Annotated in this window: 18 protein-coding genes; 2 read left to right on the forward strand and 16 right to left on the reverse strand. The window is 75.5% G+C overall.

What is annotated here, in order from left to right; genetic code table 11:
- The first annotated feature begins 92 nt into the window (after window positions 1–92).
- The gene (locus ACI79W_RS15630; RefSeq protein WP_456563008.1) at window positions 93–1,730 is read left to right on the forward strand and encodes a VWA domain-containing protein; all 1,638 of its coding nucleotides are present in this window, start codon (window positions 93–95) and stop codon (window positions 1,728–1,730) included.
- A 100-nt stretch (window positions 1,731–1,830) separates the two neighbouring features.
- Here ACI79W_RS15630 and ACI79W_RS15635 read toward each other — a convergent pair whose 3' ends face one another.
- From ACI79W_RS15635 to ACI79W_RS15710, 16 genes are all read right to left on the reverse strand, one after another.
- Window positions 1,831–2,769, reverse strand: coding sequence for a glycosyltransferase family 9 protein (locus tag ACI79W_RS15635; RefSeq protein WP_456563009.1), 939 nt, complete (start codon window positions 2,767–2,769; stop codon window positions 1,831–1,833).
- The gene (gene rfaE2 / locus ACI79W_RS15640) at window positions 2,766–4,130 is read right to left on the reverse strand and encodes a D-glycero-beta-D-manno-heptose 1-phosphate adenylyltransferase (RefSeq protein ID WP_456563010.1); all 1,365 of its coding nucleotides are present in this window, start codon (window positions 4,128–4,130) and stop codon (window positions 2,766–2,768) included. Before rfaE2 ends, ACI79W_RS15635 begins: the two co-directional genes overlap by 4 nt.
- Window positions 4,127–4,807 (reverse strand): D-sedoheptulose-7-phosphate isomerase, encoded by a 681-nt coding sequence (locus tag ACI79W_RS15645; RefSeq protein ID WP_456563011.1) that lies wholly within the window; start codon window positions 4,805–4,807, stop codon window positions 4,127–4,129. The genes rfaE2 and ACI79W_RS15645 overlap by 4 nt, the downstream gene beginning before the upstream one ends.
- Window positions 4,804–6,048: a glycosyltransferase gene (locus ACI79W_RS15650; protein WP_456563012.1), complete on the reverse strand. Its 1,245-nt coding sequence runs from the start codon at window positions 6,046–6,048 to the stop codon at window positions 4,804–4,806. The genes ACI79W_RS15645 and ACI79W_RS15650 overlap by 4 nt, the downstream gene beginning before the upstream one ends.
- Window positions 6,045–7,028 carry a glycosyltransferase gene (locus ACI79W_RS15655; protein ID WP_456563013.1) on the reverse strand — a complete coding sequence of 328 codons (984 nt, stop codon included), beginning with the start codon at window positions 7,026–7,028 and terminating at the stop codon, window positions 6,045–6,047. The genes ACI79W_RS15650 and ACI79W_RS15655 overlap by 4 nt, the downstream gene beginning before the upstream one ends.
- The gene (locus tag ACI79W_RS15660) at window positions 7,025–8,113 is read right to left on the reverse strand and encodes a glycosyltransferase family 9 protein (RefSeq protein WP_456563014.1); all 1,089 of its coding nucleotides are present in this window, start codon (window positions 8,111–8,113) and stop codon (window positions 7,025–7,027) included. The genes ACI79W_RS15655 and ACI79W_RS15660 overlap by 4 nt, the downstream gene beginning before the upstream one ends.
- On the reverse strand, window positions 8,110–9,636 hold the full coding sequence (locus ACI79W_RS15665; RefSeq protein ID WP_456563015.1) for an HAD-IIIA family hydrolase: 1,527 nt from the start codon (window positions 9,634–9,636) through the stop codon (window positions 8,110–8,112). Before ACI79W_RS15665 ends, ACI79W_RS15660 begins: the two co-directional genes overlap by 4 nt.
- Window positions 9,637–9,926: 290 nt before the next feature.
- Window positions 9,927–10,604 carry a 3-oxoacid CoA-transferase subunit B gene (locus ACI79W_RS15670; RefSeq protein WP_456563016.1) on the reverse strand — a complete coding sequence of 226 codons (678 nt, stop codon included), beginning with the start codon at window positions 10,602–10,604 and terminating at the stop codon, window positions 9,927–9,929.
- Entirely contained in the window at window positions 10,601–11,266 is a 666-nt protein-coding gene (locus ACI79W_RS15675; RefSeq protein ID WP_456563017.1) for a 3-oxoacid CoA-transferase subunit A, read from the reverse strand. Before ACI79W_RS15675 ends, ACI79W_RS15670 begins: the two co-directional genes overlap by 4 nt.
- A 66-nt stretch (window positions 11,267–11,332) precedes the next feature.
- Window positions 11,333–13,021 carry a tripartite tricarboxylate transporter permease gene (locus tag ACI79W_RS15680; protein WP_456563018.1) on the reverse strand — a complete coding sequence of 563 codons (1,689 nt, stop codon included), beginning with the start codon at window positions 13,019–13,021 and terminating at the stop codon, window positions 11,333–11,335.
- A gap of 3 nt (window positions 13,022–13,024) precedes the next feature.
- Entirely contained in the window at window positions 13,025–13,477 is a 453-nt protein-coding gene (locus ACI79W_RS15685) for a tripartite tricarboxylate transporter TctB family protein (protein ID WP_456563019.1), read from the reverse strand.
- Between the two features lie 79 nt (window positions 13,478–13,556).
- Window positions 13,557–14,549: a Bug family tripartite tricarboxylate transporter substrate binding protein gene (locus tag ACI79W_RS15690; RefSeq protein ID WP_456563020.1), complete on the reverse strand. Its 993-nt coding sequence runs from the start codon at window positions 14,547–14,549 to the stop codon at window positions 13,557–13,559.
- A 53-nt stretch (window positions 14,550–14,602) separates the two neighbouring features.
- A complete protein-coding gene (locus ACI79W_RS15695; protein WP_456563021.1) occupies window positions 14,603–15,592 on the reverse strand; it encodes a tripartite tricarboxylate transporter substrate binding protein in 990 nt (329 codons plus the stop codon).
- 134 nt (window positions 15,593–15,726) lie between these two features.
- Window positions 15,727–17,277, reverse strand: a complete 1,551-nt coding sequence (locus ACI79W_RS15700) for an acetolactate synthase large subunit (RefSeq protein ID WP_456563022.1) — start codon at window positions 17,275–17,277, stop codon at window positions 15,727–15,729.
- 109 nt (window positions 17,278–17,386) lie between these two features.
- Window positions 17,387–17,887, reverse strand: coding sequence for a MarR family winged helix-turn-helix transcriptional regulator (locus tag ACI79W_RS15705; RefSeq protein ID WP_456563023.1), 501 nt, complete (start codon window positions 17,885–17,887; stop codon window positions 17,387–17,389).
- A 40-nt stretch (window positions 17,888–17,927) separates the two neighbouring features.
- Window positions 17,928–19,043: a hypothetical protein gene (locus ACI79W_RS15710; protein WP_456563024.1), complete on the reverse strand. Its 1,116-nt coding sequence runs from the start codon at window positions 19,041–19,043 to the stop codon at window positions 17,928–17,930.
- Between the two features lie 240 nt (window positions 19,044–19,283).
- On the opposite strand from ACI79W_RS15710, the gene ACI79W_RS15715 reads away from it, so the two are divergent.
- Window positions 19,284–20,564, forward strand: coding sequence for an alpha-hydroxy-acid oxidizing protein (locus tag ACI79W_RS15715; RefSeq protein WP_456563025.1), 1,281 nt, complete (start codon window positions 19,284–19,286; stop codon window positions 20,562–20,564).
- Window positions 20,565–20,610 lie beyond the last annotated feature (46 nt).

Here is a 20,610-nt window from a genome sequence, read left to right on the forward strand (position 1 = left end):
GGTCACCTCGGAGCGACGCGGGACACATCTAATCTGGAACGGCGAGCTCTGGGGGAGCCGCACCCACCCCGAGTCGACCTCAGAGAGCGAGCATGGGCCGTCACGCAAGTCCCGCAGCCGCGCGCCGTTCGGTGCCCTTCGTCCTGGTCGCCGCGGGTCTGGCGATCGCCCTGGCCCTCGCCGGCCTGGTCTGGTGGGTGGCAGGCAGCGGGGGCTGCGACGACGACGTCACCGTCGACGTCACCGTGGCCCCCGAGCTCGGCACGCTGACCGAGGAGCTCCTGAGCTCGGTCGAGTCGCCCGACGACTCCTTGTGCGTCAGCGCCGAGGTCACCGCCGAGCAGCCGCTCCAGACCGCGGGTGGCCTGGGCGCCCTCGGCGAGGAGTCGCTGCCCGACGTGTGGGTGCCGGACTCGTCGCTGTGGCCGGCGCGGGTCGCCGGCGGCGCCGAGCTGGAGCCGGTGGGTTCGATGGCGGTCTCCCCCGTCGTCCTGGCCACCAGCCGGTCCGTCGTCGACGAGCTCGGGTGGGCCGACGCGGCCCCGGGCTGGGCCGAGGCCCTGGGCACCGGGCGGCCGCTGGCCGTGCCGGACCTCGCCGCCAGCGCCGAGGCGCTCTCCGCGCTGGCCGCGGTGCGCAGCGCCCTCGGTGGCGACGCCGACGCCGACAACGCCGTGGTGGCCGCGGTGCTCGCCGCCGCCCGCAGCACGGAGCTCACCGCCGGCGAGGCGCTGACCGCCGGCAGCGAGGGCGGCGCCGAGGCCCCGCTGGTGCCGGTGAGCGAGCAGGAGGTCTACGCCATCCACCAGGAGGCCGAGGACTCCGCCCTCCTGGCGGTCTACCCCGCCGAGGGTGCCCCGGTGCTCGACTACCCGGTGCTGCGGGTCGGCTCGCCCACCGACGCCCAGGCCCGCGCCGTCGAGATCGTCACCGACCGCCTGCTGTCCGACGACGCGCGGGCGGCCGTGCGGGACGCGGGCTTCCGCGGGCCCGAGGGCGCAGCCCCGCCCGGCGCCGGTACCGGGACCGGCATCGCCGAGGCGGCCCCCGAGGTGCTGGCCCTGGACGCCTCGCAGGTGCAGGGGCTGCTGACCCGGCTCTCCAGCCTGGCCGCCCCGTCGCGCGTCCTGACGGTCTTCGACGTCTCCACGTCGATGGAGGCCCCGGTCAACGGCGGCACGCGGGCCACGCTCGCCCGCGACGCCGCCAAGAGCACCCTGTCCCTGGTCCCCGACGACTACGCGCTGGGTCTCTGGGCCTTCGCCTACGAGCTCGACGGCGACCAGGACTGGACCGAGCTCGTGCCCACCCGCGAGCTCGACGCCCCCGTCGACGGCCGGACCCAGCGCGCCGTCCTGGACGACCAGCTCGACACGATCCCCGAGCGGCTGACCCCCGGCGGCACCGGGTTGTACGACACCACGCTGGCCGCCGTGCGTGCCGCGCGGGAGAACTACGACCCGACGGCGGTGAACAGCGTCCTCGTCGTCACGGACGGCACCAACGAGGACGACGCCGAGGGGACCAGCCTGGGCGACCTGCTGGCCACGCTCAGCGCCGAGGCGGACCCGGACCGGCCGGTCAAGGTGATCGGGGTGGCCCTGGGGCCGGACGCCGACCTCAGCGCGCTCGAGCAGATCGCCGACGCCACCGGGGGCGCGGCGTACTCCGCCGTCGAGGAGGAGGACCTGCAGATGGTCCTCTTCGACGCCCTCCGCCAGCGCGGCTGACACCTCGGCGACCCCGCGCCGCCGGGGCCGGGCGGCGGCCTCCTCCCTCACCGCGGCGCGTCCTCCCTCACCGCACACCACGAGGGAGGACGCGGCATGATCAGGTGCCCTGGTCGTGGCCGAGCGGCAGCTGGTCCAGGGCGGCCACCACCTCGTCGACGGTGATCCTCCCCAGGGCTGGGTCGAGGTCGGTGCCCCACGGGTCCCCGGTGCCGTCGCCGTGCCACAGGACGACGTGCTGCGGGCGCGGCGGCGGCCCCCACAGCGCCGGCGACACCGGGCCGAAGAGCACGACCGACGGCCGCCGGTAGGCGGTGGCCAGGTGCGCGACGCCGGTGTCGCCGCACACCACCAGCCGCGCCGCCGCCACCACCGCGGCGAGCTCCAGCGAGGTCGTCCGGCCGGCGAGCACCGCCGTCCCGGGTAGCCCGGCCGCCTCGGCCACCGACCGGGCGAGCTCCACCTCTGCCGGACCACCGGTGATCCGCACGTCGTGGCCGCAGCCGGCGAGGTGGCGGGCGACCGCGGCGAACCGGTCGGCGGGCCAGCGCCGGCCCTCGAACGCCGCTCCCGGGTGGACGACGGCCGCCCCGCGGACCGGCGGGGGCACGGCCGGCGCGGCGATGTCGAGCGCGTCGGGATCGGCCTCGACGCCCAACCCCTCCGACACCAGCCGGCACCAGCGCCGGACCTCGTGCTCGTCGGGGTACCAGGTTGGCCCGGGGTAGCCGGGGCTGGCGAAGGTGAGCAGCCGCTGCGGGTGCAGGTCGGCGACGACCACGTGCGAGGCCGGGCCCTTGCCGTGCAGGTCGACGGCGAGCTCCGGCGGCGGCCCCGACCAGTCCAGCGGCTCCAGTTCGCGGGCGGGCAGGACCTCGTCGACGGCGTCGACCAGCCCGGCCAGCGGCTCGAGCGCGGTCGTCGTCGCCAGCACCAGCCGGTGCCCTGGCACGGCGGCCCGCACCGCGCGGATCGCCGGCACCCCGGTGAGCAGGTCCCCCAGCCCCAGCGGCCGCAGGACCACCGCGGTCGGCTTCACACGCGGGAGCGCTCGACCAGGGCCGTGGTCGAGTGGCCGTCGAGGTAGGGCAGCACGACGGCCTGACCGCCCCAGCCGCGCAGCACCTCGGCCTCGGGCAGGTCCGCCCCGGCATAGTCGCCACCCTTGGCCCAGACGTCGGGACGCAGCCGGTCGAGCACCTGGGTGGGGGTGTCCTCGTCGAAGACCACCACGGCGTCGACGAACTCCAGCGCCTCGAGCACCCGGGCACGGTCGGGTGCGCTGACCAGCGGACGCGACGGTCCCTTCAACCGGCGCACGGAGTCGTCGGAGTTGATGCACACGACGAGGCAGTCGCCCAGGCCGCGGGCGGCGCGCAGCGTGGCGACGTGCCCGGGGTGCAGCAGGTCGAAGCAGCCACCGGTGGCGACGACGGTGCCCCCCGCGGCGCGCACCCGGGCGATGACGGCCCCCGCCCCGGGCGCGGCGGTCTCCACCTCGACCCGCTCGTCGGCGTCCCAGGCGGTCGCGCCGCCCCGGGCGACGAAGGCCGAGGCGGACGCGACCGCTGCGGCGACCGCTTCGCCGGTGACCGCCCCGTCGGCGAGGGCCAGCGCCGCGGCGGCGGCGAAGGAGTCTCCGGCGCCGCACGGGTCGCCACCGGTCACCGCGACCGCGGGGACCACCATCGGTGCGCCGGTGCCGTAGGAGAGCAGCGCGCCGCGGGAGCCCATCGTCACCGCGACCGCGCCCACGCCCCAGTGGCGGATGAGCGCCTCGGCGCGGGCCCCGACGGCGGCGAGGCCCTCGCCGTCGACGGCCGGGACCACCCGGGCCGCCTCGGCGCCGTTGGGGGTGACCAGGCGCGCGCTGGGCACCGGGTCGGCGCCACGCGGGTGCGGGTCCCAGACGACGGGGCCACGGGCCTGCGCCAGGGCGGCGCGGACGGCCGCGTCCGCCGTCGTGCCCCGGCCGTAGTCGGCGACGAGGACGGCGGCGGCGTCGCGGATCGCGTCGGCGGCCGCGGCGGGGAGCTCGCCGAGCACGGCGACGGGCGCGCCGCTGTCCAGCCGGGCGACGGAGTGGTCACCCACGCGCACCCGCTGCTTGACGGCGGTCCCCCCGGTGGCGGGGATCTCGACCAGGCGGACCCGGCCGGCGAGCAGGGCGCGCAGCCGGTCGGCGTCCTCGTCGCAGTCCATCGGCGCGACCAGCACCACTTCGCGGGAGCCCGCCGCCGCGGCGATGACCGCCGCCAGCGCGGCGCCGCCGGGGCGTTCCCGCCGCTCGATGTCCTCCACCACCGGCACCGGGGCGTCGGGGGTCAGCCGCGACGCCGTGCCGACCAGGTCGACGTCGAGCAGCGCATCGCCGACGACGACCAGCGGACGGGCGCTCACTTCGCCGCCTCCAGCGACGGTCCCGTCGGCACCCGCGGCGGTTCGGCGAGCACGGCGGCGTCGAAGGCCGCGCAGACCAGGTGCAGGGCGGCCAGGTGGCACTCCTGCACGGTGGCGGTCCACGGGGAGTCGATGCAGACCGCGTCGTCGGCCGCTGCGGCCAGCGGGTTCGGCGCCGGGCCGGTGATCGCCAGCGTCGTGATGCCGCACTCGCGGGCGCGCCGGGCGGCGGCGACCGCGTTGGGCGAGCGACCCGACGTCGAGAGCAGCACGAGCACGTCGCCCTCGCGGCCGTGGGCCTCCACCTGCCGGGCGAACAACTCGTCGGCCGGGTAGTCGTTGGCGATCGCGGTCAGCGAGGAGGTCTCCGCCGTGAGGCAGATGGCCGAGAAGGGCGGGCGGTCGGCGCGGTAGCGGCCCACCAGCTCGGCGGTGAGGTGCTGCGCCTGGGCTGCGCTGCCGCCGTTCCCCGCCGCCAGCAGCCGGCCGCGGGACGGGCCGCAGAGGACGTCGGCCAGCAGCCGACCCCAGCGGTCCAGCGCCGGGAGCTGCTCCTCCAGCGAGCGCAGCGCGTTCCGCAACGAGGCGACGTGGTCGGCCCCCGTCAGGTGGGTGCAGGTGTCCGGCGCCGGGACCTCGGCGACGTCCTCGAAGAACGAGTGCGGGCTGACGCTCATCGGGCGACCTCCACGGGACTGCGCCGGGTGAGCACCTGGCGGTAGACGGTTTCGGTGTCGGCGACGACGCGGGCCCAGCGGTAGCGGGTGCGGGCCCGCTTCAGGCCGGCGGCGCCGTAGGCGGTACGGCGGTCGTCGTCGGCGAGCAGCGCGGCGAGCACCGCGCCCAGGCGCTCCGGGTCGCGCGGGGGGACGAGGTCGCCGGTGACGCCGTCGACGACGGTGTCCTGCAGCCCGCCGACGGCCGTGGCGACCACCGGCCGCGCGCAGGCCATGGCCTCCAGCGGGGTGATGCCGAAGGGCTCGTACCAGGGGACGGCGAGGACGACGTCGGCCGAGCGGATCCAGGCCGGGACGTCGGCGCGGGCGACGGCCCCCGTGAACACCAGCCGGTCGGCGACCCCGGCCTCACCGGCGAGGGCGCGCAACCGGCGCACCTCGGGATCGGCGTCGAGCCCGCCCGCCGGAGGCCCGCCGACGACGACGAGCTCGGCGTCGGGCACCGCGCCCAGGGCCCGGACGGCGTCGTCCTGCCCCTTGCGCTCGACCAGCCGGCCGAGGACCAGCAGCCGCCTGCGCTCACCCCGGGGGGCGACCGGACCGCGGGGCGTGAACACCGAGGTGTCGACGCCGCAGGGCACGATCGAGACGCGGTCGCTGGGCAGTCCCAGGCGGCGCAGCTCGAACACCTCGTCGGAGCAGGTGGCCACCACGTGCGCCACGTCCCGGCACAGCCCGCGCTCGAGGTCGATCCGCTCGGCGGGCGAGGTGTCGGCGTCGCCCTGGTGCCGGCGCTTGACCGAGCCGAGGGCGTGGAAGGTCTGCAGCACCGGCACGGTCGCGAGCAGGCTGGCCGAGGCCTCGACCGACGCCAGGCCGCTCATCCAGAAGTGCGCGTGCACCACGTCGGGGGGCTGCGCCGCCCAGCCGTGCCGCAGCACCCGCGCGAAGGCGGGCATGTGCTGGAGCAGCTCGTCCTTGGGCAGCGGCTCGGCCGGTCCGGCGGTGACGTGGGCGACGTCGTAGCCGTCCGGCGTGGCCACCCGCTCGGGCAGCGACGGGTCGTCCCGGCGGGTGTGCACGGTGACCTCGTGCCCGCGCTGGGCGAGCCCCGCCGCCAGGGCGGCGACGTGCACGTTCTGCCCGCCGGCGTCCACGCCGCCGATGGCGGCGAGCGGGCTGGCGTGCTCGGACACCAGGTCGACCTTGAGCGGGTACGCGCCGAGCGGGTCGGTCCTCATCGGGTCACCTCCTCGAGGAGCGCGTCCCAGTCCCGCAGGAAGCGGTCCAGGCCGTAGCGCTCGAGTGCGGCCGCGCGGGCGGCCTTGCCGGCCAGGCGGGCGGCGTCCTCGTCGTGCAGGAACTCGCGCACGGCGCCCCACAGCCGCTCGGGCCGGGTGGAGACCACCCCGGCCTCGGCGGGCACCGCCTCGACCACCTCGGTGGTGGCCAGCGCGACCACGGGCATGCCCAGCTGCATCGCCTCCAGCAGCGAGAGGCCCAGCGACGTCCAGCGCACCGGGTGGACGTACACCCGGCGGCGGGCGAGCTCGGCGTGCATGGCGTGCTGGGGCGGGTCGTCGAACAGGGTCACCCGCGCCGGGTCCAGCCCGTACTTCTCGTGCAGGCCGGTCAGCCCCATGCCGAAGACGTCGACCGGCGCCACCGCGGCGAGCCCGGGCAGCAGGTCGGCGCCCACGGTGCGCCCGCGCCGGACGGGCTCGTTCGTGACGACGGCGGCGCGGGCCAGCTCGCCGGTCCACCGCTCCCCCGGGTCGACGATGCCGTGCTCGATCACCGTCGTCGGGGCCCGGCCGTTGTCGTAGAACAGCTCGTTGAAGTGCGTGACGTGCGCGATCGGGATGTCGTCGCGGTCGGCCACCGGGTGCCGGGTGTGCGGAACCGGTCCGTCACCCGGTTCCAGCCCGGGTGCGTTGTGCTCGAGGAACACCGCGGGCAGGTCGCGGCCCGGCTCGCGCCCCAGCCACTCGCGGCACAGCTCGAGGTCGCGCCGGCGCTGCAGCACGACGACGTCGGGCTGCTCGTCGTCCCGCAGCTCGGCGGGCGTGACCTCCCGCGCCGACGCCGGCCAGTCCCAGGTACGGGCACGACCCAGCCCGTCACCGTCGCGGCCCGGCGTCACCGGGAGCAGGTACTCGTGGTGCCCCTGGACGAACGCGGTCGTCCACGAGCCGTGCACGTGCCAGACCAAGATCTTCATGCTGTCACCTGGGTGGTCGTCGGCGCCTCGGGGACCGCGGCAGGGATGCGTTCGACGGCCGGCTGCTGGACCGCGAGCAGTTCGTCCACCGCGGCGACCACGTCGGAGGCGGTCACCTCGGTCAGACAGGGGTGGCCGGGCACCGGGCACTCGCGGGCCCGGGTACCGGCGCAGGGTGCCGACTGGTCCCCGAGCAGTACGCAGGGCACGCCGTAGGGCGCCCAGCGGACGGCCGGGACCACCGGCGCGAACAGGGAGACGACCGGCGTGCCGACGGCGGCGGCCAGGTGCGCCGGGCCGGTGTTGCCGACGACGACCGCCGCGGCCCCGTCGAGCAGGGCGGCCATCTCGGCCAGCGAGGTGGCCCCGCCGAGGTCGACGCCGCGGTCGCCGGCCACGGCGGCGGTGAGCTCCCGCTCCCCCGGCCCGCCGGTGACCAGCACCCGGTGCCCGGCGTCGGCGAGCGCCTCCACCGCCTCGGCGCAGCGGTGCGCCGGCCATGCGCGCGCCGGCACCGAGGCACCGGGGTGCAGGACGACGTAGCCGGGTTCCGCGGCGGCGGGGTGCGCGACCGGGGGCAGGGGTCGGCGCACCGCCAACCGGCCGTCGTCGCCGGCCGGCAGCTCGAACCCGGCAGCACGGGCGAGGGACAGCGCCCGCTCGGGCTCGGGCAGGTCGTCGCCGACGCGGTGGCGGACGTCGAGCAGCGTGCCGGGGTAGTCGACGCTGATCGCGCTGATCCGCCGCACGCCGGCGGTGCGGAGCACCAGCGCCAGGGGCAGGGGCGACTGGTGGAAGGACGTGGAGATGACCGCCTCGTCGGGCGCCAGCGACCGCACGCGCTCGGTCAGCGCGGCGAGGTCGCCGGCGTCGACCGGCGGGGGGTCGCCGAGGATCCACGGGCAGGCCCAGGTCCACACCTCGTCGACGCCGGGCAGCAGCTCCGCCGCGGCCGCACCGGCCGGCCCGGCGAGCAGCACGACTCGGTCGGCGCCGTGCGCGACGGCGCGCACGAGCGGGCCCTGCAGGAGGACGTCGCCGGCGTTGTCCAGCCGAGCGACCAGGACGGTCCGCGGGGCGCTCACCAGAGCCCGGCCAGGACGTCGTCGACGGCCGCGGGCAGCGTCGCGGCCCGCTGCGGCGCGGCCGCCACCTCCTCGCGGCGGGTGACCGGGGTGGGCACGAGGATGCCGCGGGCACCGGCCGCGGCGGCCGCCTCGACGTCGGCGCCGATGTCACCGATCACGACGCAGCGGGTGGGGTCGACGCCGAGCTCGGTGCAGGCGGCCAGCACCATGCCGGGGGCGGGCTTGCGGCAGGCGCAGCCGTCGTCCGGCCCGTGCGGGCACACCTGGACCGTCTCGAAGGGACCGAGCAGCTCGTCGAGCCGCTTCATGCAGGCGTCCACCTGGTCGGGGGTGATGAGCCCGCGGGCGACACCGGACTGGTTGCTGACCACGCCGACCCGCACACCGCGGGCGCGCAGCCGGTCGAGGGCCTCCTGTGCCCCGTCCACCGGCCGCACCCACTCCGGGTCGCCGTTGTAGGGGAAGTCGTGCACCAGCGTGCCGTCGCGGTCGAAGAGCACCAGGTCGGGCAGGCCGCGCCACTTCGGCACACCCACGTGCTGGACCACCCCGCGCAGCCAGTGCCAGGTGGCCAGCGGTGGGATGAGCACGCTGGTGGCCAGCATCGTCGTCACCTCGGTGCGGTCGCGCGGGCCGGGGGCGATCCGGCGCCAGGCGAACTCCGCGGTGCCCGCGGCCCAGGCGGCCGCTGCGGCCAGCGCCGCCCGGGGCCGGCGCGCGGCGGCCAGGCCGACGGCTGCCAGGGCGGCCGCGGTGACCGCGGTGTGCTGCGGACGGCGGCCGAGCGCGGCGTCGGCCCGCTCGCGCCAGTCCGGCCCGTGGAGCCGGCGCATGAGGACGTCGTCGGCGTTGCCGGCCTGCACCCGGACGCTGACCCAGCGGTCCGCGGGCCGGACCGGGTGGGTGATCCACCGCTCCCCGCGCACCAGCCGGGCACCGGTGCCCATGATCCGCAGCGCGAGGTCGGAGTCCTCGCGGAAGGCGCGGGGGAAGCGCTCGTCGAAGCCCCCGACCGCAGCGAGCGCGCTGCGGCGGTAGGCGAGGTCGGCGGTGATCCAGCTCGAGGTGGCCAGGCCCGCGGTACCGCGTTCCCAGTCGGTGGGCCGGCGGTCGGCGGGCAGCGGAACCCGCACCCGGCCCTGGCTGCCCGCGACGTCGTCGGGCAGGTCGCCGAGGTCGGCCGCCAGCCGCCCGTACCAGTCGGGGTCGGTCACGACGTCGTCGTCGAGGAAGGCGATCCACTCGGTGCGGGCGGTGCGCCACCCGAGGTTGCGGGCCCGGGCGGGGCCTCCTCCCCCGGTGCGCACGACGCGGACCGGCGGCAGCCCGGGGCGGTCGGGGTCGAGCGGCGCACCGGTGGGGCGGTCGTCGACCACGACGAGCTCGGCCGGGCGCGGGCCCGGGGCAGCGGCCAGCGCGTCGAGCAGGACGTCGAGAGAGGGACGTCCGATCGTCGGCACGACGACGGTGCACTGCGCGAGCATGATCACGTCCTGCCCGTTCTCGTACCGGCGAAACACTACGGGCTTGAAGTGTTTGCGACGACCAGGCGGACGGGTGACCCCGAGCGCTGCGGCGGAGCCGCTGGTGGCCGGGCCGGCGCACCGCGCGACCACCGACCGGGCCGGTTCCCCGGGAGGGTGTCCCGAGCAGCACGTCCCTGCCCACGCCGACGGGGCAGAGCGCTACCGCCCCGGAAAGAGGCGGCGGGCGCCCCGGGAGCAGGACCGGTGCGGGACCCCCGGCGCGGTCGGGGTCCTCGCCGGCCCGGGAGCGGGCCCCGGCGCGCACGGTCCGGCCGGCGCGTGGATCAGCCGACCGGCGGCGCCAGGACGGCGACCTCCTCGGCGTAGCCCAGCGGCGCGGCGGTGCGCCGCTCCAGCTCCTCGCGCGTGAGCCCCTCGACCATCTCGCGCACCACGAGACCGGTCGGGGTGACGTCGATGACCGCGAGCTCGGTGTAGATGCGGTCGACCACCTGCGCGGCGGTCAGCGGGTAGGTGCACTCGGGCAGGAGCTTGGGCCGGCCGTCGGGCGTGGTGTGCATCATCAGCACCAGCACCCGCTTGGCGCCGACCGCGAGGTCCATCGCGCCACCGACCGCCGGGGGCAGGTGGGCGTCGTCGGTCGCCCAGTTCGCCAGGTCGCCCTGCGCGGACACCTGGAAGGCGCCCAGCACGGTGACGTCGATGTGGCCGCCGCGCATCATCATGAACGAGTCGGTGTGGTGGAAGTAGGAGCCGCCGGGGAGCAGGGTCACCGGCGACTTGCCGGCGTTGATCAGCTCCCAGTCCTCCTCCCCGGCTGCCGGAGCAGGCCCCATGCCGAGGATGCCGTTCTCGCTGTGGAAGACGATCTCCTTGCCGGCGGAGACGACGTCGCCGACGAGCGTGGGCATGCCGATGCCCAGGTTGACGTAGGAGCCGTCGGGGATGTCCTGTGCCACCCGGGCGGCCATGCCGGTGTGCGACAGCGGGGTGACCGTCATGCCGCCACCTCGACGACCCGGTCGACGAAGATCCCCGGGGTCACGACGGCCTCGGGGTCCAGGTCGCCCAGCTCGACGAACTCCCGCACCTGCACGACGGTGAGGTCGGCCGCGGTCGCCATGGTGGGGCCGAAGTTCCGCGCCGCCTTGTTGTAGACCAGGTTGCCCCAGCGGTCCGCGCGCAGCGCCTGGACGAGCGCGACGTCGCCGCGCAGCGGCTCCTCGAAGACGTGCCGCCGTCCGGCGATCATGCGCACCTCCTTGCCGCGGGCGAGCAGCGAGTCGGCGCCCGCGGGCGTGAAGAAGCCGCCCAGGCCCGCTCCCGCGGCGCGCATCCGCTCGCTGAGGGTGCCCTGCGGCACCAGCTCGAGCTCGATGTCTCCCGCCCGGTAGAACTCCTCGAACCAGATGGAGCCGGCCGACCGCGGGTACGAGCAGATGATCTTCCGCACCCGCCGCTCGCGGATGAGCGCGGCGACGTCGGTCTCCCCGCTCCCGGCGTTGTTGGTGACGATCGTCAGGTCCTTCGCGCCCTGCTCCAGCAGCGCGTGCACCAGCTCGACCGGCACACCGGCGGCCCCGAACCCGCCCACGAGGACGGTCGCGCCGTCCTCGACGCCCTCGACCGCGGCTGCCAGCGAGCCGACCCTCTTGTCGATCACTGCTCCTCCGGTGGTGGGGCGGGTGCGGGGGGACGGGGCGCCGGCGGCGCCACCCGGCGGGATCGGTCAGCCACGGTCAGCCCCCGGGCCCCCGTCCTGCGCCCTCGAGGCGGTCGAACCCGTCGTCCCGGTCGAGCCGGAGCCGTCCCGGGGCGCCCCGGTCGCAGCACCCTCTGCGTCGTCGGTGTTCTCGAATCCGGGCGTGCCCTCGGGCTCGGCCGTGGTGCCGGTCGCCGCGAGGTCCTCCTCGCCCGGCATGGACGGGCGGCTGCGACCCCGCCGGCGGCGGATGCCCTGGACGGTGCTCCAGATGACCACCAGGGCCATGAGGGCGAACAGCGTGCCGGACATGGGCCGGGTGAAGAAGATCGACACCTCGCCGCCCGAGATCAGCATCGACCGGCGGAACGACTCCTCCAGGATCGTGCCGAGCACGAACGCCAGCACCAGCGGACCCGGCTCGAAGCCGGTCTTCTTCATCAGCCAGCCGATGATCCCGAACACGAGCACGACCCACATGTCGAACGAGTCGTTGTTCACCGAGAAGACGCCGGCCATCGTCACCAGCAGGGCGAACGCGGCCAGGATACCGGCGCGCACCCGCAGCAGCTGGACGAAGAACCCGACGAGCGGGACGTTCAGGATCAGCAGCATCAGGTTGCCGATGGCCATCGACGCGATGACGCCCCAGAAGATCTCCGGCTGCTGGTCGATCAGCTGCGGCCCGGGCGTGATGCCCTGGATGAGCAGCGCGCCGAAGATCAGCGCCAGCACCACGTTGGGCGGGATCCCGAGGGTGAGCAGCGGGATGAACGCCGAGGTGGAGGAGGCGTTGTTCGCCGTCTCCGGCCCGGCGACGCCCTCGATGGCGCCCTTGCCGAACCGGGTCGGGTCCTTGGCCCGCCGCTTCTCCATCGCGTAGGAGGCCAGCGAGGAGATGACTCCGCCACCGCCGGGCAGCACCCCGAGGAAGAAGCCCAGGACCGAGCCACGGGCGATCGCGCCGGAGGAGTCCTTGAAGTCCTTGCGGTTGGGCCAGATGTTCCTGATCTTGCTCTTGATCGCCTGGGCCTTCTCCGTCTTCTCGACGTTGTAGAGGATCTCGCCGACGCCGAAGAGCCCCATCGCCACGGCGACGAAGTCGAAGCCGTCGAACAGCGAGATCGACCCGAAGGTGAAGCGGCCGGTCCCGGTGATCAGGTCCTGCCCGACCGTGGCCAGGAGCAGGCCGAGCGCGGCCATGGCCAGGCTCTTCACCGGGTGCCGGGTGCCCAGGTAGGTGACCAGCAGGATGCCCAGCGCGGTGAGGGCCACGTACTCGGGGTCACCGAAGGAGACGGCGAGCTCGGCCAGCGGTGGAGCCAGCAGGACCAGGCCGACGATGGAGACCGTGCCGCCGATCCAGGAGCCGACCGCGGCGATGCCCAGCGCGGGGCCGGCCCGGCCCTGCTTGGCCATCTGGTAGCCGTCGAAGGTCGTGACCACCGAGGCGGCCTCGCCGGGCAGCTGCAGCAGCACCGAGGTGATCGTGCCGCCGTACATCGACCCGTAGTAGATGCCCGCCAGCATGATCACCGCGGTGACGGGCTCGATCTCGTAGGTGATCGGCAGCAGCAGCGCGATGGTCGCCGTCGGCCCGAGGCCCGGCAGCACGCCGATGACGGTGCCGATGAGCACGCCGATGAAGACGTAGAGCAGGTTCGTCGGGTCGAGGGCGACCGAGAACCCCTGGCCGATGCCTTCCAGGATGCTCATGCCTCAGCTCCCCACCGGTGCGAAGACGATGCCGTCGGGGAACGGTACGGCCAGGACCTCCGCGAACAGCAGGTGGAACACCAGCGCCCCGATCACCGCGAGCGGAACGGCCCAGCGCCACGGCTCGCGGGCGAAGATCCGCAGCCAGAAGAGCAGCATCAGGACGGCCGAGACGAAGAAGCCGATCGTCTCGAACAGCACGATGAAGACCGCGAGGCTGGCCAGCCCCATCGCGATGCCGAGGGTGCCGCGTGTCCAGGGCTCGTAGTCCTCGGGGTCGTCGATGAAGAGCAGCACCACCCCCGTGAAGGTGAGCAGGGTGGCCACGATGAACGGCCAGAGGCCAGGGCCGGGTGCGCTCATCTCGCCGAGGCCGAGGTCGCGGGCGCCCAGCATCGCAGCCGCGCCGAGGACCACCAGGATCAGCGGCGCGAGCCGGTGCAACTGCTTCGTCATCAAGTCTCCGGGGGAAGGCACGTACGCGACCGCTCAGCGGCGGGGACCGGCCGAGCACCGGTCCCCACCGCCGCGGGGCTCACTCCTGCAGGATCGGCCCGTAGGCCTCGACGATCTCGTCGATCCGGGTGGAGAAGGCCTCGCTGTCGATGAACTCGTCCGGAACGTACTGCTCGCCGAGCTGCTCGCGCACGTCGTCCTTCTGCAGGCAGGTGTCGACCGTCTCCTCGAGCGTGGAGACCACGTTGTCGGGGACGCCCGCCGGGGCGGCGAGGCCGAAGACCGAGACGCTGTTGGTCAGCTCCTCGAAGCCGGACTCGGCCAGGGTCGGCGCGTCGATGTAGTCGACGGGCTCGGCCGGGCTGACCGCCAGGGGCACGAAGCTGCCGGCGTCGATGTTCTCCAGCACGTCCTGCGAGCTGTTGATGAAGATGGCGTCGACGTTGCCGCCGAGGATCGCCGTCGTCATCTCGGCGTTGCCGGTGAAGGGCACCGGGGTGACCTCGACGCCGTACTCCTCGGCCAGCCGCCGCAGCTCCATCGCCTGCGACGTCGTGGTGCCGGGGACGCCGACGTTGAGCTCGCCCGGGTTCTCCTCCGCGTAGGTGAAGAACTCCTCGGCGGTGGTGAACTGCGAGCCCTCCCCGACGATGAGGGCCGAGGGGATCTCGGTGACCGCGGCGATCGGGACGTAGTCCTCGTTGGTGTAGCCGACGTCGTCCTGCAGCGGGTTGGTGGCCGAGGCCGGCACCGCGATCAGCGACAGCGTGTACCCGTCGTTGCCGCCGGCGATCATCGCCTGCATGCCGACCGAGCCGGAGGCGCCCTCACGGTTCTCCACGACGACGGTCTGGCCCAGCTCGTCCTCGATGCAGCTGCCGATGGTGCGCGCGGCCAGGTCGGTCGGGCCACCGGCGGCGTAGGGGACGATCAGGTTGATGCTCTCGGTCGGGTAGTCCGGGGCGGCCTCCGCCGAGTCCTCGCTGCCGGCGTCCTCGCTGCCGCCGCAGGCGGCGAGGGCGAGCACGGACGCGGCGATCAGCGCGGGCCAGGTGGTGCGGGTACGGCGCATGGGTTCCTCCGGTGGTCGGGGGTGGGGCGTAGGGGTCCGGGTGCGGGTGGGCGTCAGCCGAGGATCGGTTCGTAGACCTCCTGCGTGCGGTCGAGCACCTCGGCGAGCTCCTCGGCGCCGGCGAACTCCTCGAGGACGTACTCCTCGCCGAGCTGCTCCTGCACCTCCGGCTTCTCCAGGCAGGTCTGGAGGGTGTCCTCCAGCGTCGAGACGACGTCGTCGGGCAGCCCGGCCGGCCCGGCGAGACCGAACGTCGAGCCCGACAGCGTCAGGCCGTCGTAGCCGAGCTCCTCGAAGGTCGGGGTGTCGGGCAGCCAGGACAGCCGCTCCTCGGGCGAGGCCACGAGCGGGACGAAGGCGCCGGACTCGATGTTCTGCACCACGTCGCTGGAGGCGTTGATCAGCACCGCGTCGACGTTCCCGCCGAGCAGGGCGGTGGTCATCTCGGCGTTGCCGTTGAACGGCACGGCGGTGACCTGCACGCCGTGCTCCTCGGCCAGCCGCTGCAGCTCGATGGCCTGGGGCGTCGAGGCGCCGGGGGTGCCCACCGTGACGGTGCCCGGCTGGGCCTCGACCGCGGCGAAGAAGTCCTCCGCGGAGGCGTAGGGCGAGTTCTCCCCCACCGCCAGCACCGACGGGACCTCGGTCATGACGCCGACGGGGGTGATGTCGTCCTTGGTGTAGCCCACCTCGTTGGCCAGCGGGGTCAGCACCATCGTGCCCGCGGTGACCAGCGAGAGGGTGTACCCGTCGGGCTCGGCGCCGACCAGCTCGGTCGTCGCGAGGGCGCCGGAGCCGCCCGGCAGGTTCTCGACGACGACGGTCTGCCCGAGCTCCTCCTCGAGGCAGGCACCGACGGTGCGGGTGGTCAGGTCGGTCGGCCCGCCGGCGCCGTAGGGGACGAGCATCCGGATCGACTCCGTCGGGTAGGACGACGCCTCGCCACCGCCCTCGGCAGCAGTGCCGCCCCCGCTGTCGTCACCGCCGCAGGCGGCCACCAGACCGATCAGGACCACGCTCGCGAGGCCTGCCGAGATGCGCATGCTTCTTCCCCCCAACGGTCACCGCTGACCGGTCTGCCACAGCCGGGTGCTACCCGGTCGGTGGTCTGGATCACCTGGATACAAGCACAGCGCCGGACCGCGCATCGCCCCGGGAGGCAACGATCCGGACTCGGTCAGCTGACGGACAGCACCGCGTCGATCACGTGCGGTCCGGGGGCGGCGACGGCCCGGCGGAACTGCTCGACGAACTCCTCGGCCGTCGTCGCACGGCTCCCCGGGACACCCATCCCGGCGGCCAGCGCGACGAAGTCGAGGTCCGGCCGGTCGAGCTCCAGGAGGTCCCGGGACCGCGGCCCGGAGGCCTCCGCCCCGACGTTGCGGAGCTCGCCCTCGAGGATGCGGTAGGACCGGTTGCTGAACACGACCGTGGTCACGTCGAGCTGCTCGCGCGCCTGGGTCCACAGCGCCGAGATCGTGTACATCGCGCTGCCGTCGCCCTCGAGGGAGACGACGCGCCGGCCCGGGCACGCGACCGCGGCCCCCGTGGCGACCGGGAGCCCCTGGCCGATCGCGCCCCCGGTGAGCGTGAGCCAGTCGTGGCGCGGGGCGCCCGCGGTCGGGAGCGGCATCTGCCGGGTCGAGGTGACCCCCTCGTCCACCACGACCGCCCCTTCGGGCAGCAGGGCGCCCAGCGCCGCACCCACGGCGTCCGGCGTCAGCGGGCCGGTGGGCAGCTCGGGCCGCTGCAGGGGCTGCAGGTCGGGCTCCACCCCGGGGCCCACGAGCTCGGCCAGCCGGTCCAGCGCGCCGACGACGTCGTCCGCCCCCTCGGCGAGCACGTGGACCTCGCACCCCTCGGGGACCAGGCTGCTGGGGCGGTCGGGGTAGGCGAAGAACTCCACCGGCGGGCGGGCGCCCACGCAGACGAGGTGGCGGACGCCGGCCAACCGGGCCGCGACCTGCTGGCCGGCCCGGGGCAGCCGCTCGACGGGCGGCAGGCCCGCCCCTCGCTCCAGCCGCGCGGGGAAGGTCTCGCAGTAGAGCTGCGCCCCGGCCGCTCGCGCGATCCGGCCGGCGGCCCGCAGCCCCGCCTCCCGCGTCGCCGCTCCACCCACCAGGACCGCGCAGGGCTCGCCGGAGGTCAGCAGCGCCGCGATGCCCGCGACGGCGTCCTCCGGTACCGGGCGCGGCCCGCCCGCCGGCCGGGGCGCCGCGGGCGCGGCCCCCTCGGACCAGGAGACGTCGGCGGGCAGGATCAGGGTGGCGATCCCGCCGGGGGCCGTGCGGGCTGCGGCGATCGCCCCCGCCGCGTCGACCGCCACGTCAGCGGAGGTCTCCGAGCGGCGCACCCACCGGGACACCGTGCCGGCGAGCGCGTCGATGTCGGAGTCCAGCGGGGAGTCGTACTGCTTGTGGTAGCCGGCGTGGTCACCGACGACGGGGACCATCGGCGTCGCCGCGCGGCGCGCGTTGTGCAGGTTGGCCAGCCCGTTGGCCAGCCCCGGCCCCAGGTGCAGGAGGACGCCGGCGGGCCGGCCGGTCATCCGGCCGTAGCCGTCCGCGGCACCGGTGGCCACGCCCTCGAACAGGCACAGCACCCCGCGCATCTCGGGGACGCTGTCGAGCGCGGCGACGAAGTGCATCTCCGAGGTGCCCGGGTTGCCGAAGCAGACGTCGACGCCGCCGTCGACCAGCGTGCGGATGAGGGCCTGCGCGCCGTTCACGCCACACCCCCGACCCGCTCGGACCGTGCGTGGCGGAGGTCACCCGGAGCAGCCATGGAGGGCACCGTACGGGGGCGCGTCCGACCGGCGGCCCCCGGCCCCGGCCACCTCAGCGACGGGTGCGCGTGGCGGCCGAGACCCGGGCGAGCGCATCGGTGACGACGGCGGCGTCGTCACCGATCAGCGCCAGCAGGTGGGCGACGAGCTCGTCGTGCGTGGTGCGGGCCGCGGTGACCCGGGCCCGGCCGGCGTCGGTGAGCCGGGCGTGCAGCAGGCGCCGGTCGCCGTCGACCCGCTCCCGGATGACCAACCCCTGGGCGACCAGGCGGTTGATCGTGCTGGTGACGCCGGGCCGGGAGAGGCCGACGGCGTCGGCCACCTCCCCCATCGTGGCCCGTTCCCCCGGCGCCTCCGCGATGCGCCGCAGCGCCTCGAAGCCGGTGAGGGAGAGGTCGTGGTGGCGGTGGAGCGCCGAGTCGACCCGCCGGGTGATGCGGTCGTGCACCTGGACGATGCGCAACCAGGTCTCGGCGGGGCGGGGAGCGGCTCCGGGAAGAGCGGCGGCGTCCCGGGGGACCCCGCGCGCGAGCGCGTCCTCGGACAGTGGCACGGAGGCAGGGTCCCCTGATCGGGCGACGGTGAAACCGACCTCAGACCGCGGAGGCGGAGCCGACGGCGCGTCGGCCGGCGTGCCGGCGGCCGACGACCGAGACCAGCCCGCCGGTGGTGACCACGAGCGCCACCGCGGCGATGGTCAGCGATGCGAGGGAGAGGACCCCGCGGGCCGGCACCGCCTGCTCGGCGGCCCCGACCTGCAGGGCGACGCTCGTGCCCACCGCGGAGTCGGCCCCGACGAGGTCGAGGGTGGTGGGGCCCGCCGCGGCCGTCCGGGGGATGCGCACGTCGACGCGGATCGCGCCGGTGGGGTCCGCCGTGGTGCTGGCCAGCACGGTCTCGCCGCCGTGGAGCAGGACGTCCACCCGCTCGCCGGGGATGAAGCCGGCGCCGCGCAGGAGGACCGTGCCCCCCGCCTGCACCTGGGCGACCCCTCCTACGGAACCGGCCGGGACGACCGCCCCCGCCGCGTCGGAGGTGCGGGGCGCCTCACCGCCGGTGGTGGCGTCGGGGCTCGTGGGCGCCGCACGGCCGGTGGTCGGGGCGGGCGCCGTCGTGGTGCCGGGGATCCGCGGCGTCCCTGAACCCTGCCCGGCGGGGGGTGAGGGAGCCGGCTCGGCGGCCTCCACCTCAGCGGTGGGCGGCGCCGGCGGCGGCGGGGGCGGGGACAAGGCGGCCTCGCAGTCCTCGACCGTGGGCCGGGTGAGCGTGTAGTCCGCCAACTCGTCGACGAAGGCCAGGCCGGAGCCGTCGCGGGCGGTGAACTGCAGCCGCGGGTCGATGGTCTCGCCGGGCGCGACGTCCCCGGTGCGCAGCACCACGGTCGCGAAGGGCTCCAGGACGGCCTCGTCCTCACCGGACGGCGTCCGCACGGTGGCGAGCACGACGCTGTACGGGGCGTTGCCGGCGACGACCTCGACCACGATGCCGCCGGGGCGGCAGCTGGGGCCGTGGGTCACCCGGGCGTCGGGGCGAGCAGGGTCGTCGACCGCACGCGCCGGGCCGGCACCGGAGACGGCGATGCCGAGGAGGACGACGAGGAGGCCGGTCACCACCCCTGCGGGGAGGGCACCGCGGGCCACCCGCGCCGACGTCGTCCACGCCGGCCCGGCGATCTGCCCCGAACCGCTGATCAGCCCTGCTCCCCCCACCGATGCACTGCAGTTCCCGAGGATGACGGAAGTGACACTTCGTTGCCAGCCCGTTACGCGCGTGTCGCGCGTGTCGTGCGGCGTGTCGCGGAATACCCGCCGCCCACCCGTCCGGGGGAACCGCGGGACCCGCCGATCCCATCCCGCGCGCTACCCGCGATCCAGCAGCCGCACCCCCTGCCGCAACGGATCGCCGGGCCCTGCCTCGGCGGCCGTGAGACCGGTCACTACCGTGACCGCGTGGACGAAGCGGGCGCCGGCCGACGGCGGCAGAACGAGGTGTACCGGGCCGGCGTGTACGGCCGATCCCCGCGGGTGCCGGTCGGCATCCGCCGACTGCAGGAGCGCGCGAAGCGAGCGCTGGACGCCCGCGCCTACGCCTACGTCGCGGGCGGCGCCGGCGACGAGGTCACCCAGCGCGCCAACCGCGCCGCCTTCGACCGGTGGGCCGTGGTCCCCCGGGTGCTGCGCGACGCGAGCGCCCGCGACACCTCCGTAAAGCTCTTCGGTCGCCGACTGCCCGCGCCGCTGCTGCTGGGGCCGGTCGGGGCGCTGGAACTCGTGCACCCGGAGGCCGATCTGGCCGTCGCGCGGGCCGCCGCCGCCACCGGAGTGCCGATGGTGTTCTCCAACCAGGCTTCGCGCTCGATGGAGGAGTGCGCCGCGGCGATGGACGGCTCGCCTCGGTGGTTCCAGCTGTACTGGTCCACCTCCGACGAGCTCGTCGAGAGCCTGGTCCACCGCGCCGAGAAGGCCGGGTGCGATGCCCTCGTGGTCACCCTCGACACCACGATGCTCGGCTGGCGCCCGCGCGACCTCGACCTGGGCCACCTCCCGTTCGCGCTGGGCAAGGGGATCGCGCAGTACACCTCCGACCCGGTGTTCCGCCGCCTGGTCGAGGAGCGCGCGGCCGCCGCCGGCCCGCGCGAGCCGCAGCCCCGGCCCACCCCGGCCGCCGTCCGGGCGCTGGTGACGATGGCCCGCGCCTGGCCGGGCCCCTTCCGGGAGAACCTGCGCTCACCGCTCCCCCGGGCGGCCGTCGAGACCTTCCTCGCCATCTACTCCCGGCCCTCGATCAACTGGGACGACCTGGCCTGGCTGCGCTCCCGCACGAAGCTGCCGATCCTGCTCAAGGGCGTGCTGCACCCGGACGACGCGCGGCGGGCGCTGGACGAGGGCATGGACGGCATCGTGGTGAGCACCCACGGCGGGCGGCAGGTCGACCGGTCGATCGCCGCCCTGGACGCGCTGCCCGACGTCGTGGCGGCCGTCGGCGACCGGGCACCGGTGCTGCTCGACAGCGGCATCCGCAGCGGCGCCGACGTCTTCACCGCCGTCGCCCTGGGGGCCCGTGCGGTGTTGCTGGGGCGGCCGTTCGCCTGGGGGCTCGCGCTGGCCGGCGAGGCGGGCGTGCGGCAGGTCGTCGAGGACGTCGTCGGCGAGTTCGACCTGACACTGGGCCTCACCGGGCACACCGCCGTCGACCAGCTGGACCCGGGGATCCTGCGCCACGTCGGCTGATCGTTCAGGCCGCTCCAAGTGACGGGTTGACGATGCCTGTGGCCTG

It is taken from the genome of Blastococcus sp. SYSU DS0533, assembly GCF_054050775.1.

Coding starts and splice junctions, on each gene's coding strand:
- ACI79W_RS15685 (WP_456563019.1), bottom strand. CDS start 13,477: ATGACGAAGCAGTTGCACCGGCTCGCGCCGCTGATCCTGGTGGTCCTC.
- ACI79W_RS15655 (WP_456563013.1), bottom strand. CDS start 7,028: ATGAAGATCTTGGTCTGGCACGTGCACGGCTCGTGGACGACCGCGTTC.
- ACI79W_RS15680 (WP_456563018.1), bottom strand. CDS start 13,021: ATGAGCATCCTGGAAGGCATCGGCCAGGGGTTCTCGGTCGCCCTCGAC.
- ACI79W_RS15645 (WP_456563011.1), bottom strand. CDS start 4,807: ATGAGCGTCAGCCCGCACTCGTTCTTCGAGGACGTCGCCGAGGTCCCG.
- ACI79W_RS15630 (WP_456563008.1), top strand. CDS start 93: ATGGGCCGTCACGCAAGTCCCGCAGCCGCGCGCCGTTCGGTGCCCTTC.
- ACI79W_RS15650 (WP_456563012.1), bottom strand. CDS start 6,048: ATGAGGACCGACCCGCTCGGCGCGTACCCGCTCAAGGTCGACCTGGTG.
- ACI79W_RS15695 (WP_456563021.1), bottom strand. CDS start 15,592: ATGCGCATCTCGGCAGGCCTCGCGAGCGTGGTCCTGATCGGTCTGGTG.
- ACI79W_RS15690 (WP_456563020.1), bottom strand. CDS start 14,549: ATGCGCCGTACCCGCACCACCTGGCCCGCGCTGATCGCCGCGTCCGTG.
- ACI79W_RS15670 (WP_456563016.1), bottom strand. CDS start 10,604: ATGACGGTCACCCCGCTGTCGCACACCGGCATGGCCGCCCGGGTGGCA.